We start from the raw sequence: 16,522 nt of genomic DNA, 5'->3' as shown, positions 1-16,522 counted from the left end.
TTGCGAGTAGTTTATTGAATTTGGCAGACATTGCAAGCTTAACTTTCGTGGTCTAACCACAATCGAGCCTACAGTTGATGCAGATCACCCTAGAGTGATCACAGCCTGCCGCTCCCTTTAAACCATGTACATGCCACCATTCACATGGAGAGTTTCCCCAGTAATATAAGCAGCAGAGTCTGACGCTAAAAAGAGGACTGCGTGAGCAATTTCCTGCGCCTGACCAAGTCTTTCCATTGGTACCTGAGACATAATAGCTTGTTGCTGCTCTTCCGTCAGCTCATCCGTCATATCTGTCTGGATAAATCCAGGGGCAATAGCATTAACTGTAATCTGACGAGATGCAACCTCTCTTGCAAGAGATTTTGTAAATCCAATCAGGCCAGCTTTAGCTGCAGAGTAGTTAGTCTGCCCTGCATTACCCATGGTGCCTACAACTGAGCCAATGTTAATAATACGCCCATGACGTTTCTTCATCATAGGTCTCATCACCGCTTTCGAGGTACGGAAGATAGATGTAAGGTTAGTATCTAGGATATCATTCCATTCATCATCTTTCATGCGCATTAACAAATTGTCACGAGTAATACCTGCGTTGTTGACTAAAATGTCTACATCGCCAGCTTTTTCTTTTATTGTTTCAAACAAAGCTTTAACAGAGTCAGCATCAGTCACGTTTAAAACAAGACCGTAGCCCTTATCGCCTAAATAGGCTTGTATCGCTTCAGCGCCACGTTCACTGGTTGCAGTACCGATAACGACTGCACCAGCTGAAACTAATGTTTCTGCAACTGCACGTCCAATACCACGGCTGGCACCTGTTACTAAGGCAACTTTACCAGTCAAATCAAAACTTATACTCATCAGATTTCCTTATTCGGTCAACGCCGTTAATGATGCCACATCGTTTACAGCTTGCGCTGAAAGCGAGCGATTAATACGTTTTGTTAGACCTGTTAATACTTTACCAGGTCCCATTTCAAACAGATTAGTGATCCCCTCTTGAGCCATTAACTCGACAGTTTCAGACCAACGTACAGGACAATATAATTGACGCACGAGTGCATCTTTAATATCTGCAGCAGACTGAGGTCTAGCAACATCAACATTGTTGATCACGTTAACTGAAGGTGCACTGAACTCAATTGACTCTAGTGCCACTGCAAGTTTATCTGCAGCAGGCTTCATTAGTTGGCAGTGAGATGGCACGCTAACTGGTAGCGCAACCGCCATCTTAGCACCGTTGGCTTTACATAATGCCGCAGCGCGCTCAACAGCAGCCTTTTCACCAGCGATAACCACTTGGCCTGGGCTGTTGTAGTTAACAGGGCTAACCACTGCGCCTTCTGACGCCTCTTCGCACGCTTTGGCAATAGCGTCGTCTGCTAATCCAATAATGGCAAACATAGCGCCAGTACCAGCAGGAACCGCTTGTTGCATCAGTTGCCCACGGAGCTCAACTAATTTAATCGCTGCCTCAAAATCAATCACGCCGGCACACACAAGTGCAGAGTACTCACCCAAACTATGGCCAGCCATAACACTTGGTAAGCCTTTACCCGATGCTAAATATGCACGGTAGATTGCTACGCTTGCAGCTAACAATGCAGGCTGAGTCTTATCGGTTTCATTTAGGGTTTCAACAGGTCCTTGCTGAACCAGTTCCCATAAATCGTATCCAAGAACTGAGCTTGCCTGAGCGAAAGTCTCACCAACTACCGGATGGGTTTCGGCTAGCTCAGCTAACATTCCTAATGCTTGAGAACCTTGTCCTGGGAATACAAAAGCTGTATTTTCCATATTAATCTACCTTCTAAATCGACGCCTATTGACGGTTATCAACCAACCGTTATCTTAAGATATTATCTAAGACGATAATTAAAAACGAACTAAAGCACTTCCCCAGGCAAACCCTGCACCGAAGGCTTCAAGTAGCAATAGCTGACCACGCTGAATACGACCATCTCTTACCGCTTCATCGAGTGCAATTGGCACTGAAGCCGCAGAGGTATTACCGTGCTTAGCCAGCGTTAGCACGACTTTATCTAAACTCATATCGAGTTTCTTAGCCGTAGCTTTAATAATTCTAAAGTTAGCCTGATGTGGCACAAGCCAATCAATCTCAGACTTATCTACGTTATTATGGCGCAAAGTTTCTGTCACGACATGAGATAACTGAGTTACCGCAACCTTAAATACATCGTTGCCTTTCATTGTCATATAACCCACGGCTTCAGAGGTTTCTCCTTTACGCGGCGGGATAGAACACTTTAGCAGGTCGCCTTGACGGCCATCGGCAAAGATATGCGTCGAAATAATACCTGGCTCGTCAGCTCTACCGATGACCGCAGCGCCAGCTCCGTCACCAAATAGAATAATCGTTGAGCGGTCTTCTGGCTCACACAAACGAGAAAGCACATCGGCACCGATCACCAACACATTTTTAGCCGCACCAGATTTTACAAATTGATCCGCCACAGATAAGGCATATACAAAACCTGAGCAAGCCGCAGCGATGTCAAAGGCCGGAATAGTATGAACTCCTAACATGGCCTGTATTTCACATGCTGCCGCAGGAAATGCGTTACTAGCACTGGTAGTACCGCAGATGATCATATCAATTTCAGTTGCTTCGATACCCGCCATCTCAATGGCTTTTAACGCAGCTTGATATCCCATGGTCGAAACGGTTTCGTCCGCTGCTGCGATTCTACGTTCTGAAATACCTGTGCGCTCCACAATCCATTGATCAGTGGTTTCGACCATCTGTTCAAGATCGTGATTACTACGCACCTGCACCGGTAGATAGCTACCAGTACCAAGAATTTTTGTATGCATAAGGAATTTATCAGCTATTAATGTCTAAAAGAATCGACTCTAGACGATCTTCGATCATCTGAGGGAGTCGACGTTGCGCTTCGGTTACTGCCAAAGTAATTGCTTGTAAAAAAGCAGCTTCATCTGCGCACCCATGACTTTTTACTACAATTCCGCGCAATCCTATCAGACTTGCGCCATTATAGTGGTCGGGGTTCATCTGATTTAACAAAGAACGTATACGTGGGGCGATGATTTTAGCAAGGATCCGAACGAAAAATCCGTCACCTAAGCCTTTCTTCAATTGATGGATCAGCAAACGAGCAATGCCCTCTGAGGTTTTCAGAGTGATATTACCCACAAAACCATCACACACAATCACGTCTACATTACCCGAGTAAATCTCATCACCTTCAATAAAACCGGTATAGTTTATTTGAGGAATTTGTTGCAGTAACTGACCAGCCTGTTGAACTTGATCATTACCTTTAATCTCTTCGATACCAACATTGAGTAACGCGACCTTAGGTGACACCGTTTTATCAACAGTTTCACTGAGCACCGAACCCATAACCGCAAATTGGAATAAGGTTTCGGAATCACATGAGATATTTGCGCCCAAATCGAGTAAATAAACAGGTGTATTATTTACCGCGGGTAAACAGCTTACTAATGCTGGACGGTCGATACCCGGCAGGGTTTTAAGCAATACTTTAGACATCGCCATTAGCGCGCCTGTATTACCTGCGCTCAGACATGCCTGCGCCTTTCCGTCACGTACTAACTCAATGGCTAAACGCATCGAGCTTTGCTTACGATTTCTTAAGGCATGAACAGGCCGATCAGACATAGTAACCACTTCGGTCGTATGTTTAATCTCAATGCGGCTTTTTATTGCTGGTTCGGCAGATGCTAAATGTTCGTCGATCTGGGTTTTATCACCCACGAGTACGATTTTTAGGAGGGGGTTTAAGCGAAGTGCCTGCAAAGTTGCAGGCACTGTGATGCGGGGACCAAAGTCGCCCCCCATCGCATCTAACGCAAGCGTCAGATTTGTCATAAGGGTCTCAACAAATTACTTGTTGATAACCTTTTGACCACGGTAGAAACCGTCCGCAGTCACGTTGTGACGACGGTGTAGTTCACCACTCGTTGCATCCACAGATAATTGAGCTGTGCTCAAAGAATCGTGTGAACGACGCATACCGCGCTTAGAACGAGATTTTTTATTCTGTTGTACAGCCATTGGCCCTGTCTCCTAGATTACTTGCTCTTCAGTTTTTCTAACACTGCAAACGGATTTGGACGCTCCTCTTGAGCGGGTTCGATCTCGCCTACTACTATATCTTGTTTGCCTAGATGACAATCTTCATTCTCATGCATGGCAATCAAAGGCATAGCAACTATCAATTCATCTTCAATCAATTGATGCAGACGAATTTCGCCAATTTCATTGCACTCAATAGGCTCATACGCATCCGGGAGCTCATCGATTTCAGCTTCAGTCTTACAAAGTCCAAAACTAAACTCGACCGTAACCTCAGTGGTAAATAGTGTCATACAACGTTGACAATCCAGAGTGAGCTCCGTCACAGCCTTCCCGTTAAGGTAGACTATCCCCTGTATATCTACGCCGCATTCAAGCGACACTGCCACGTCAGAACAGTCGCCGGCACATAATTCATTTAATCGCTTTAACTGCTTACCAGGTACCATGCCTTCATACGAAATCTGGCTACTGGCAGCGCGAACGGGATCAATTGAAACCGGTATCTTTACTGTTTGCATAAGGCGCGCATTTTAGGTGAATTTTAGCAGAAGTCAATACTCTTGTACGTTCAAGATGAATAACCACTGTTTGATTCAGCTAAGTGAGTTGTTAGGTGACCGCATTGTACAAGAAACAAAGCCGCCAATACATTATATTTCACCTATAAATGCGTTTAAGTGTTCGTAAATCCATCGGCGACATCTTTTTTTGTGACCTTGTTAATAAAGCAGCTCTATAAACAGTTACAACAAAAGAGTCATCACTATCGATTAATGGTTCAATTTTAAGCCAAGCGTTTTAATCTAAGCAGTTGAATAGTTTAATAACACCTTCGACTCGGCATCTAAATTAGGATGCCTCGCCCTTAGAAATGACTTTTCAAGCATCACTCATTTGCATTCAAAGGCACTATATTAATATAGTTTAACTTTCAGGTTTGTTGGCGTGCTTAACACCTGATGCCCAGTGCACTACCACATGGTCAAGCCTTGCAATGCCTTCCCTCGCAAGCGCTCCAAGCACCATTGCAAACAAGATTGTTGGATAAAATGGACGGCTAACATCGCCACTTAAGTGAACCACTACAGACAACATAATCAAAATTGCAATCCATAATTTAAGCATAACCATACTCCTATCTATACTGTCTTAATCATCTTAGTTCCAATACACAATACGGTTTACCTCCTGTATGCCAGCTGAATACGACCTATTGATATCAATTTCAGTCGAGTTACGATATAAATAGCACTTAACTAGTCAGTGTTAACCTTTTATCTACCTACCAATTACCATAGATAACGATTGATATAATTATTCCATTAAAAAATCTCGATAAGACTTGCCCCGATGTAGCAAGTTTAGTGACAATATCATCTTTATCTTGAGCGAAAGCCTCTCGATAGCCGCAACAAGGTTTGGCTCACTCACTAAACTTTAGGCAATCGTAAACATCACAAGGTCCACTATGTCTACATCCATCGTTTTAGCTTCAACCTCCCCTTTTAGGCAACAACTGCTCGAAAAGTTAGCATTGGAATTTGACAGCTGCTCTCCTGAGGTCGATGAAACTCCGCTTGATAACGAATCCCCGACCGAATTGGTTTTGCGCTTAGCGAAGCTAAAAGCGGCTGCAGGAGCGAAACAAAAGCCAAACTCGATTGTGATTGGCTCAGATCAAGTTGCCGTGATAAATAATCAAATCATTGGTAAGCCACTTAAACGTGAGACGGCCATCGAGCAGTTAACGGCTGCCAGTGGTCAGTCAATCACCTTTTATACAGGTCTTGCCCTGCATAACGGCAACACTGGTGAAGTCGAAGCGATTGTAGAGCCGTTCATCGTGCACTTTCGAAGCCTGACCCACGAACAGATCTGCAATTATGTCGACATGGAGCAACCTTATTACTGCGCAGGCAGTTTCAAGAGCGAAGGGCTTGGAATCGCACTATTTGAAAGACTTGAAGGTAAAGACCCAAACACATTAATAGGCCTACCATTAATCTCACTTATCGACCTTCTCCACCGTCAAGGCGTCAACGTGCTTTAAACGCTCAAGTGAGCTGCAACAGGCTTCTTGCGAATAACGAGCTGTTCTAGCGCTATTACCCCAAATTAGCGCTAGTAGCCCTGTTGCGAATGATTTACTGAACCTTAAAAACGGTTAGATTAACGACATCATCATTAGCTTGGTTACGAACAAATACGCCGTCTACGACTATTTCAACTTAGATTTACAGTCGAATAAGGCAATGCTTAGCGGCTTAAACTCACCGTATATGGTTTAGGGATTGGGATAAGAACGGCACTGAACAAGCATTGCTCTACTAGTCACACCTTGTTCCTATGACACCTTATGCCGACGAACAGTTTTACTCGAGTATTAAAAGCACTCACTCTTATCAGTAATTGTCGCTGGGCGGGCTTTGCTCAGTCCTCATACAAGAAAGTATACGGGGGAGTCATTGCATTTTTCGATGGTGATAGATCTTCCTCGTTTTGAGTTAATAGCAAAATTGCGAGTTTATAGTTACCAAGCTGAGAAAGCGTTAAACCATAATAGGGAGGATTTGGCCACAAAATGAGGAACAGCACAAACATCTGACTTCACTTAGTGAATACTCCTTTAGACGCCCTCTCTTCATTAATCAATTATGTCGATAATGAAATGTTCGAACAGAAACAAGGATACTGACTTAGGGGGAGTACAGACCAAGTTTCCATTGATAGCAGGAATTCTCATCGGACAATGAAAATAGAGTTATAAGGTAATAGAGGCGTAAAGTTTTAGCCCCGGGTTTATATTATCGGGGCTAAACTCGCAGACAGGCTATGAAATTAGGAGCTAAAGTTAAGAGCTATCAGAATTGGCCAAAGCTAGTTCAATTAGCATTAAAGCTATAGAAGCTAGGCTAATACACTTAACAATTCTATCGGCCTGTGAATAATAGCCTTTGGCTGGGCCAAAAGTAGTTTTGATTCACTATGAGCACCATAACTGACACCAACCGCGTCGATACCGGCATTATTAGCCATATTTAGATCATGTAATGAATCACCAACCATTATCGCTCGATGAGGCTTAACTTTCAGCTCATCCAATAACTCATGGATCATATCAGGGTTAGGTTTACTCTTTGACTCATCCGCACAGCGGCTTGATTCAAAGTGATGACCTAAACCTGTTTCAGTTAATACTCTATTTAAGCCATTACGCCCCTTCCCTGTTGCCACAGCTAAGCGGTAACGATTCGCGCTCAGCTGGCTCAGTAACTCTTCACTACCGTCAAACAGGGGGCTTGGTGTCGTATTTAGCGTTAAGTAATGCTCTTTGTACGAATTAATCATGGGTTCGAAGTCGACTGACGGTAACGTTGGATACAAGGTTTTAAGTGCCTCTTCCATCGATAAACCGATCACATCGCGAATTGCTAACTCTGAAGGCGTGGCAATAGATAACGATTGCGCCATCTGCTGCATACAGGTAACAATTTTACTGATGGAGTCCATTAAGGTTCCATCCCAATCAAAGATGACTAATTCGTAAGGCTTCATACTTTCTTTAACTTCTTTAAGGTTGATTCGAGTATTGTGTCTAATGGCGCTTTAACCTGCATCACCTCTTCCGTGTCGGGATGAGTAAACTTAAGCTGCGCCGCGTGTAAAAATAGTCGATTTAGTCCTTGTGCTCGCATCGAGTCATCAAACTTCTGCTCACTATACTTCTCATCACAAGCAATTGGGTGACCCGCATATTGACAATGCACACGAATTTGGTGAGTACGTCCCGTCACTGGACTCGCCTGTACTAGCGTTGAATCGCTATAGCGCTGCAAAACTTTAAAGCGGGTTTCAGACTCTTTACCCTCTTTATTAACACGAACGATACGCTCACCAGATTTAAGCGTTAATTTAAGTAAAGGTGCTTTTATCACCTTATCGTGGCTCTGCCACTCGCCTCTGACCAGTGCGACATAATCCTTTTGCATCTTCTTAAAGCGAAGTTGATCATGTAGGTGTCTTAGTGCGCTACGTTTCTTGGCAATAAGCAACACGCCCGATGTTTCTTTATCGAGTCGGTGAACCAATTCCAAAAACTTCTGTTGTGTACGTAAAGAACGCATCGCCTCGATAACGCCGAACTCCACACCACTACCACCATGTACGGCGATCCCCGAAGGCTTGTTTAGCACAATAAGAAATTTGTCTTCATACAAAATCCGCTCTTCGAGCTGAGACACTTTGGTTAACTTTGCTGATGGACCAGGTCGGCCTTCCGATTCAGAAACCCGGACTGGGGGAACACGCACAACGTCACCATCGGCCAACTTGTATTCTGGCTTGATGCGTTTTTTATTGACTCTGACCTCGCCCTTACGCACGATCCGATAGATCATACTTTTAGGGACGCCTTTTAGTTTTGTCAGAAGAAAATTGTCAATACGTTGTCCAACGTGGTCTTCATCAATCGTGACCATTTGAACTTGTGCTTTTAAAGGTGGAGTATTCATGCTGCGCCATCGTGTATTTCGTTGCCACGCATTGTACACAACTCAAAAGATTTATGCCTTTCCATTTGCTGATTTTATCTATTATTGCTATATTTCCCCGGCTATCGGTGATAAATAGTGGATAAAGTGTCCATAACTCGCCGCAGCATAGCGTTACAGCACGAGACTAAAAATGTTTTAATTTTGATAGTAAATCATTGATTTACGGGTCGTTGTATCAATTAAAAAGCTTAACATATGCTTTCACGACTAAATCGAAATGAAAACCCAACTTACAACTGGTTTCTCTGCTGCATACGCCCCCATTTCGAAGAATAATTTTAACTCGTCGTCAGACGCTACCGTTTCGAATTGGCATTACTGGAAAGTATTTAAAGAATTTATGGGGTTGGTTGACGTTTAACAACGAATTCCTTGTTTTTGTAAACATTAAAAAATAAGCCATAAATAGGATGCGACACGCAGAGAATGCGTCTAACAGCAATGCGCACCTTGCCTAGAGGCCGACCGTGAGGTCCTGTTTAATAATCCTAGGCCCGTAATGCAGTGAAATAAGTATCGTTTGATGACCTACTATTAAAGAAGAATTACGTCATCATGAAACGGATGTTAATCAATGCGACTCAATCTGAAGAGTTGCGCGTTGCCCTTGTTGATGGGCAACAACTGTATGATTTGGATATCGAAAGCCCAGGTCATGAACAAAAGAAAGCCAATATTTACAAAGGCACAATTACACGAGTAGAACCGTCTCTTGAAGCGGCCTTCGTTGATTATGGTGCTGAACGTCACGGCTTCCTACCTCTTAAAGAAATTGCTCGTGAATACTTCCCTAAGGGTTACTCTTTCCAAGGCCGTCCTAGCATTAAGGAAGTGGTTAAAGAAGGTCAGGAAGTTATCATTCAAATTGATAAAGAAGAGCGCGGCAATAAAGGCGCCGCACTGACTACCTTTATCAGTCTAGCGGGTTCTTATCTTGTTCTTATGCCAAATAACCCTCGTGCCGGCGGTATTTCACGTCGTATCGAAGGTGATGAGCGTACTGAACTTAAAGCTGCTCTAGCAGAACTTGAAGTGCCACAAGGCATGGGTCTAATCGTTCGCACCGCAGGTGTGGGTAAAGATCCAGCAGAACTAAAGTGGGACTTAAAAGTACTACAGCATCACTGGGCTGCAATCAAAGAAGCTGCAGAGAGTGCACCAGCACCTTTCCTAATCCATCAAGAAAGTAACGTTATCGTTCGTGCTATCCGTGACTATTTACGTCGCGATGTTGGCGAGATCTTGATCGACCACCCACGCATCTATGAGCAGGCAAAAGAGCACGTTTCACTTGTTCGTCCTGACTTTGTCGAGCGTATTAAGCGTTACGACGCTGAAGTACCACTATTTACACATTACCAGATCGAAACTCAAATCGAGTCTGCATTCCAACGCGAAGTGCGTCTACCATCTGGTGGCTCGATTGTAATCGATCCGACTGAAGCGCTAACCTCTATCGACATTAACTCAGCCCGCGCAACGAAAGGCGGTGATATCGAAGAGACGGCACTAAATACTAACCTTGAAGCCGCTGATGAAATTGCACGTCAATTACGTCTACGTGACTTAGGTGGTTTAGTTGTTATCGACTTTATCGATATGACTCCAGTACGTCATCAACGTGAAGTTGAAAAACGTATGCAAGATGCCGTTCATCACGACAGAGCTCGCGTACAACTAGGCCGTATCTCTCGCTTTGGCTTGATGGAGATGTCGCGTCAGCGTCTACGCCCTTCACTTGAAGAGTCTGCAGCACATTTATGCCCACGTTGTCATGGCCAAGGTACAATTCGTGGTACAGAATCTCTTGCGCTCTCGATTCTTCGTCTAATGGAAGAGGAAGCAATTAAAGAGAACACATCGCAAATTGAAGCGGTTGTGCCTGTCGATGTTGCCGCTTTCCTACTAAACGAAAAGCGTAAAGCTATCCGTATCACTGAAAAACGCCATAACGTTGAAGTGTACGTGATCCCAGATCCAAATATGACCACACCGGATTACCGTGTTGTACGTCATCGTAAGGATGATGAGATCAGTGAGTCTAGCTACAAGTTACTTGAAAAAGAAGAGTCTAAGCTATACGAACCACGTAAGCTTGAAAGAGCTGCGGCTCCACAGCCAGCACTAAAAGGTTTCTCTACGCCAAAGAAAGCACCAATAGTTGAAACTAAGCCTGCTGCACCAAAGAAAGAAGAACCTGGTTTCTTTGCTAAGATTGCTGCAGCTATTAGTTCTCTATTTGGTAGCAAAGAAGAGCCAAAAGCTGAACCTAAGAAGCAAGATAAAGACAGCCGCAGCAGCCAAGGCCGTAATAATAACCGTCGTAATAGTAATCGCCGTAATGACCCTCGTCGTAACCGCAATGAAAACCGTAACGACACAGAGCAGACTAAAGAGAAGCGTAGCAAGAACAGTCGTAACGATAGAACCGACGATCGTTCTCAGTCTCAAGAAGATACAAGCAAACGTCAACCTCGCGCCGAAAAAACACGCTCTCGCCAAGAGAGTAGCAACGAGAACGAGCAGCCTAAGCAAGAAGCAGCACGTGAACGTCGCCAACGTCGTAACATGCGTCGTAAAGTGCGTGTAAGCAACGAGACTGAAGAGGTTAAAGCGGAAGCCGCTAAAGTTGATGCTCCAGCACCAACTTTAGCGACAAACGAAGATAAGCCTGCACGTCCAAAGCGTCAGCCACGCAAACCTAAGGCTAAAGTTGAAGCGACTGAAGTAGCAGAACAAGTTGAAGCGACAACTACGGTTGAAACAGCTGTTGAAGCACCAAAGCCTGCTGTAGAAACGCCAGTTGAAGCTAAGGTTGAAAAAGTTGCTGAAACAAACGTAGAGGCTAAAGTTGACTCAACTGAAGAAGTGACTTCAGAAGAGAATGCACGTGAGCCACGTGAAGGCCAGCGCAGAAGCCGTCGTAGCCCGCGTCATCTTCGCGCTGCAGGTCAACGTCGCCGCCGTGATGGAGACGCAGCTCAGCAAACAGAAGAAGGTCAATCTGCAGTTGCAGCCATTGAGCCTGTAACGACTGTCGTTGAAAGCACTTCTGATGTTGTAGTTGTTGCACCAGCTGAAGCAAAAGCTGCTGTTGAAGCTCAACCTGTAGTTGAAACTAAGCCAGAAGTTGAAGCGAAACCTGTAGTCGAAGCTAAGCCAGAAGTTGAAGCGAAACCTGTAGTTGAAGCTAAGCCAGAAGTTGAAGCGAAACCTGTAGTTGAAGCTAAGCCAGAAGTTGAAGCTAAACCAGTAGTTGAAGCTAAACCAGTAGTTGAAGCTAAACCAGTAGTTGAAGCGAAACCTGAAGTTGAAGCGAAACCTGTAGTTGAAGCTAAACCAGTAGTTGAAGCTAAACCAGTAGTTGAAGCGAAACCTGAAGTTGAAGCTAAACCTGAAGTTGAAGCGAAACCTGTAGTTGAAGTGAAACCTGAAGTTGAAGCTAAGCCTGTAGTTGAAGCTAAGCCAGAAGTTGAAGCTAAGCCTAGCGAACCTGCTAAAAAGGTAGAGGCCTCTTCTAAGACAGCTTCAGCCCCAATGGCAAAACCTGCTGCTATTCAGGCAACTCAACAATCAACAGTAGAAGCCATTGCTGAAAAAGCACCGGTTGTCGAGACTGCAGTTGAAGTTAAGTCTGTCGCTAAAGCAACTAGCCGTTTTGGTTCTATGGTTATGTCAGATACAACTAAGCCTACAGTTGAAACCAGAGCAAATATTGCTACCCCTACAGGGCGTCAATATGAAGCGAGCGAATCAGCCGAAATTGCAAAGCCAAGAACTGCAAACAGTGCTAATTCAGAAACTGTCCGCACATAAACTGAGTTAATCGGTTTACCTAAAAGCCATGCTTTATAGCATGGCTTTTTTATTTAAAAACAGGCCGAAATTTGTTAGTATTCGCGGCCGATATTCATTACTACTACAACAAAATTATAACAGAGGCTAAATGTTCGATCTTATTCGTCACAAAACTGCCAGTCACAGAGCTGACTTACTTTCAGGGCTAACCGTTGCCCTTGCATTAGTCCCTGAAGCGGTTGCATTTGCATTCGTTGCAGGTGTTGAGCCTATGGTTGGCTTATATGCAGCTTTCATTATGGGTCTTATTACGGCGCTTATTGGTGGTCGTCCAGGTATGATCTCAGGTGCCACCGGAGCCATGGCTGTGGTCATGGTTGCCCTTGTTGCCGAGCATGGGGTTCAGTACTTATTTGCTGCCGTAGTGCTTGCGGGATTAATTCAAGTTTCCGCGGGTGTCTTTAAACTCGGTAAGTTTATTCGTATCGTTCCCTACCCTGTAATGATAGGTTTTGTGAACGGCTTAGCAATCGTGATCTTCTTAGCTCAGCTTGGTCAGTTCAAAACACCCGATGCCAACGGCGTGCTCAGCTGGCTGCCACAAGATCAACTCCTGTTGATGCTTGGTTTAGTCGCGTTAACGATGGCTATTATTCAGTTCTTACCAAAGCTTACTACTGCAATACCGTCGTCATTGGCTGCAATATTAACTGTGACGTTACTGGTTACCTTCTTTAACCTAGATACTCGCACCGTACTAGACTTTTTAAAGTCAATGAGTGGTAACGACAATGCGACCATTGCAGGTAGTCTGCCAACCTTCTCTATTCCTGCCGTTGAGTTCAATCTAGAGACGCTTTATATCATTCTTCCTTACTCGCTTATTCTTGCGGCAGTGGGCTTGATTGAGTCACTGTTAACCCTAACGGTTATTGACGAGATGACTGGTACTCGTGGACGTGGTAACAAAGAGTGTATTGGTCAAGGCGTGGGTAATATTACTAGCGGCTTCTTCGGTGCCATGGGTGGCTGCGCCATGATTGGTCAGTCAATGATTAACATCAACTCAGGTGGACGTGGACGACTATCGGGCATAACTGCAGCGCTTGCTTTACTTGCATTTATCCTGTTCGGTTCAGCATTTATCGAGATGATCCCACTAGCGGCTCTCGTTGGTGTGATGTTTATGGTGGTTCTCGGTACATTCGAGTGGGCAAGCTTTAAAGTGATGCGCAAAGTGCCTAAGCACGATGCATTCGTTATCATCCTTGTGACCATAGTGACGGTATTTACAGACCTTGCATTCGCGGTATTTGTTGGTGTTATCGTTTCTGCATTGGTATTTGCTTGGGAACATGCAAAACATATCAACGTAGAGATCAGCGAAGATCAAAATGGCTGGAAAGTGTATAAGCTAAACGGCCCGCTATTCTTCGGTTCAGTTGCTGAATTCTTAGAGCTATTCCACGCTAAGACCGATCCACAAGATGTTATTGTCGATTTCCAAAACTCACGAGTGTGCGATCACTCAGCCCTAGATGCTATCGATACGCTAGCCGAGCGTTATGTAGGTGCAGGCAAACGACTGCATTTACGCCATTTAAGCCGTGACTGTAAGAAGTTGCTAGATAAAGCGGGTGATTTAGTTGAGGTTAACTTGATTGAAGATCCTCACTATAAAGTGGCCGATGATAAGCTAGACTCGTAAATCGATTCAGGCTAATAGCTAAAGTGATAAAAAAGACGGGTATAGCCCGTCTTTTTGTTTTCGATATTACAGTTAAAAAGAAAAGCTACTTTAACCTATCTGCAAACAGGGCTTTAATTTTATCGACCTTAGGTTTCACCACCATTTGACAGTACGGCTGCTCTCCATGGAGCTCAAAATAGTCGTTGTGATAATCTTCAGCAGCAAAGAAACCATCATAGGCAACCACTTCAGTCACAATTGGATTGGGCCACGCCGCAGCTTTAGTTAAGTCAACTATCATTCTATTGGCGATTAAAGCCTGCTGCTCATTATGAATAAAGATCACCGAGCGATATTGCGCCCCCACATCATTGCCTTGCCGATTTAATGTCGTCGGATCGTGACTTTGCCAAAACACTTCAAGCAAACTTTCAAAACTGACTTCTCTTGGATCAAACGTTATCTGTACTACCTCAGCATGTCCTGTCATACCACTGCATACGGCTTTATAATTAGCGTCATCAGCAGCGCCTCCCGCATAACCAGAAGTGACTTTGCTTACGCCCTTAATCGCGGCAAATACGGCTTCGATACACCAAAAGCAGCCTCCACCCAATGTAGCTAACTCTGTGGCGCTTGAGTTATCTATAAGCTCATCTGCAGATTTAAAAACCATGGAGACAGAATTGACGCAGTGCCTGATGTTGTTCGGCGTTAACTGTTCGCCTTCAAACACATGACCAAGATGACCATCACAATGGGCACAAACAATTTCAACTCGCATGCCATCGGCATCCATATTGCGCTTTACCGCACCTTCAATTTCATCATCAAAGGCTGGCCAACCACAATGGGCGTTAAACTTACTTTCTGAGCGATATAAAGGCGCATCGCACTTTTTACAACAATATACCCCCGGTGCATCATGTTGATAATACTCACCACTAAAAGGTCGCTCGGTGCCCTTCTGCTCAATTACATGCTTTTCAAATTCTGTTAATTTACGCATCTATCACTTCTCTATCTAGGCTCATTGGTCTCTAATGTTCTGGGTCCGCAATCAGTAGACCCTACAGATTAACAAAAGCTTTCAAATGGGTTAGCGAACTAATCATGATAAATTATCACCTCCTCACAGGCTGCGCTTCTGACTATCGTTAAGTACGATAATTTTAGCCCCCTAATTTAATGACCATAACTTAAGTGGCGTAAATTAAGGGGGATAACCAAGAGTAACGCAAAAAAACCTCCACTTTTAAAATTAAATTCTCCTCCCCTTGTTGATAGCTAAACAGTTAACCCATATCGATTTATCGAGAGCCTCGGCCACACTTTTTTTACAGCTAAACAATCAGCAGCGTGATCTACATCACATCTGTTTGCATCGCGAATTTGTCCTCGTTACACTTGCCTTGGGTTTAATAATAAGAAGAATCAAAATGAGATTAGAAACAATAGATTACCAAGCAAGCGATGCAGCAGAGAGATTTGTATCCTCACTAAAAGAAACCGGTTTTGGTGTGTTAACTAACCACCCTATCGATAAAGATCTGGTTGAGAGCATCTATCAAGAATGGCACGCATTTTTTAACACTGCAGAAAAGCGAGCATTTCTATTTAATCCTCAAACACAAGACGGTTTTTTCCCAGCCGAAATATCTGAGACAGCTAAAGGCCACTCAGTTAAAGATATCAAGGAATACTTCCATGTTTACCCGTGGGGACGCATTCCAGACTCACTGAAAGACAATATCTTAAAGTACTACGATAACGCCAACGCCTTGGCTGCAGAGTTACTACAGTGGGTAGAGAGTCACTCACCAAGTGAAGTAAAACAAAGATTTTCAATCGCACTGCCAAAGATGATTGAAAACAGCCAAAAAACACTATTACGAGTACTGCACTACCCTCCAATGTCTGGCGATGAAGAGCTAGGGGCGATACGCGCAGCTGCTCATGAAGATATCAATCTACTAACCGTGCTTCCAGCAGCAAATGAACCTGGATTGCAGGTGCAGCTAAAGGATGGCAGTTGGATAGATGTCCCTAGTGATTTTGGTAACTTAATCATTAACATTGGCGATATGCTGCAAGAGGCCTCTGCGGGTTATTATCCGTCAACAAGCCACCGCGTGATCAATCCTGAGGGGATGGACAAAACCAAGTCTCGTCTTTCACTACCGCTCTTTTTGCATCCAAACCCTGAAGTAAAGTTGTCAGACAAATACACCGCCGACAGCTACCTGATGGAACGTCTCAGAGAATTAGGGGTAATTTAGGCTCATTCACACTCAATAAGTACCCAATAAGCGCCTTAGGGCGCTTTTTGTTTGTTAAACTTAAGCAGAACAAGGTAAAATCCCCTTAATTTAGTAATTTGATAGTAGAGCGCAC

At 44.1% G+C, this 16,522-nt stretch carries 14 protein-coding genes; 4 read left to right on the top strand and 10 right to left on the bottom strand.

All coding sequences use genetic code 11. The features are described 5' to 3' along the window. Window positions 1-117: 117 nt before the first annotated feature. The 7 genes from fabG to JMA39_RS01805 form a co-directional block, all read right to left on the bottom strand. Window positions 118-864, bottom strand: a complete 747-nt coding sequence (gene fabG, locus JMA39_RS01835; RefSeq protein WP_220741554.1) for a 3-oxoacyl-ACP reductase FabG — start codon at window positions 862-864, stop codon at window positions 118-120. Window positions 865-873: 9 nt separating this feature from the next. Continuing rightward, entirely contained in the window at window positions 874-1,800 is a 927-nt protein-coding gene (fabD, locus tag JMA39_RS01830; RefSeq protein ID WP_202720130.1) for an ACP S-malonyltransferase, read from the bottom strand. A gap of 78 nt (window positions 1,801-1,878) precedes the next feature. Further along, window positions 1,879-2,838, bottom strand: a complete 960-nt coding sequence (locus JMA39_RS01825) for a beta-ketoacyl-ACP synthase III (RefSeq protein WP_202720129.1) — start codon at window positions 2,836-2,838, stop codon at window positions 1,879-1,881. Between the two features lie 10 nt (window positions 2,839-2,848). Continuing rightward, the gene (gene plsX / locus JMA39_RS01820; protein WP_202720128.1) at window positions 2,849-3,877 is read right to left on the bottom strand and encodes a phosphate acyltransferase PlsX; all 1,029 of its coding nucleotides are present in this window, start codon (window positions 3,875-3,877) and stop codon (window positions 2,849-2,851) included. A gap of 15 nt (window positions 3,878-3,892) precedes the next feature. After that, window positions 3,893-4,063, bottom strand: a complete 171-nt coding sequence (gene rpmF / locus JMA39_RS01815) for a 50S ribosomal protein L32 (protein WP_020913118.1) — start codon at window positions 4,061-4,063, stop codon at window positions 3,893-3,895. Between the two features lie 17 nt (window positions 4,064-4,080). Next, window positions 4,081-4,605: a 23S rRNA accumulation protein YceD gene (yceD, locus tag JMA39_RS01810; RefSeq protein ID WP_202720127.1), complete on the bottom strand. Its 525-nt coding sequence runs from the start codon at window positions 4,603-4,605 to the stop codon at window positions 4,081-4,083. A 406-nt stretch (window positions 4,606-5,011) separates the two neighbouring features. Then, window positions 5,012-5,212, bottom strand: coding sequence for a hypothetical protein (locus tag JMA39_RS01805; RefSeq protein ID WP_202720126.1), 201 nt, complete (start codon window positions 5,210-5,212; stop codon window positions 5,012-5,014). Window positions 5,213-5,555: 343 nt separating this feature from the next. On the opposite strand from JMA39_RS01805, the gene JMA39_RS01800 reads away from it, so the two are divergent. Next, on the top strand, window positions 5,556-6,137 hold the full coding sequence (locus JMA39_RS01800; RefSeq protein WP_202720125.1) for a Maf family protein: 582 nt from the start codon (window positions 5,556-5,558) through the stop codon (window positions 6,135-6,137). Window positions 6,138-6,994: 857 nt separating this feature from the next. Here JMA39_RS01800 and JMA39_RS01795 read toward each other — a convergent pair. Both JMA39_RS01795 and rluC read right to left on the bottom strand, forming a co-directional pair. Next, complete coding sequence (locus JMA39_RS01795) at window positions 6,995-7,642, bottom strand: HAD-IA family hydrolase (protein ID WP_202720124.1); 648 nt, start codon at window positions 7,640-7,642, stop codon at window positions 6,995-6,997. Further along, window positions 7,639-8,598 (bottom strand): 23S rRNA pseudouridine(955/2504/2580) synthase RluC, encoded by a 960-nt coding sequence (gene rluC, locus JMA39_RS01790; protein ID WP_202720123.1) that lies wholly within the window; start codon window positions 8,596-8,598, stop codon window positions 7,639-7,641. The genes JMA39_RS01795 and rluC overlap by 4 nt, the downstream gene beginning before the upstream one ends. Before the next feature lie 597 nt (window positions 8,599-9,195). On the opposite strand from rluC, the gene rne reads away from it, so the two are divergent. Further along, a complete protein-coding gene (rne, locus tag JMA39_RS01785; RefSeq protein ID WP_202720122.1) occupies window positions 9,196-12,456 on the top strand; it encodes a ribonuclease E in 3,261 nt (1,086 codons plus the stop codon). A 130-nt stretch (window positions 12,457-12,586) separates the two neighbouring features. Continuing rightward, window positions 12,587-14,146 (top strand): SulP family inorganic anion transporter, encoded by a 1,560-nt coding sequence (locus tag JMA39_RS01780; RefSeq protein WP_202720121.1) that lies wholly within the window; start codon window positions 12,587-12,589, stop codon window positions 14,144-14,146. 85 nt (window positions 14,147-14,231) lie between these two features. On the opposite strand, the gene JMA39_RS01775 is transcribed toward JMA39_RS01780, so the two are convergent. Beyond that, complete coding sequence (locus JMA39_RS01775) at window positions 14,232-15,137, bottom strand: bifunctional methionine sulfoxide reductase B/A protein (RefSeq protein ID WP_202720120.1); 906 nt, start codon at window positions 15,135-15,137, stop codon at window positions 14,232-14,234. A 430-nt stretch (window positions 15,138-15,567) separates the two neighbouring features. Between JMA39_RS01775 and JMA39_RS01770 the strand changes: the two genes are divergently transcribed. Further along, on the top strand, window positions 15,568-16,407 hold the full coding sequence (locus JMA39_RS01770; RefSeq protein ID WP_202720119.1) for an isopenicillin N synthase family dioxygenase: 840 nt from the start codon (window positions 15,568-15,570) through the stop codon (window positions 16,405-16,407). Window positions 16,408-16,522 lie beyond the last annotated feature (115 nt).

It is taken from the genome of Shewanella schlegeliana, from assembly GCF_016765635.1.
In the GTDB taxonomy this organism is placed as follows: Bacteria; Pseudomonadota; Gammaproteobacteria; order Enterobacterales; family Shewanellaceae; genus Shewanella; species Shewanella schlegeliana.
This window is presented reverse-complemented; position numbering and strand designations above follow the sequence as displayed.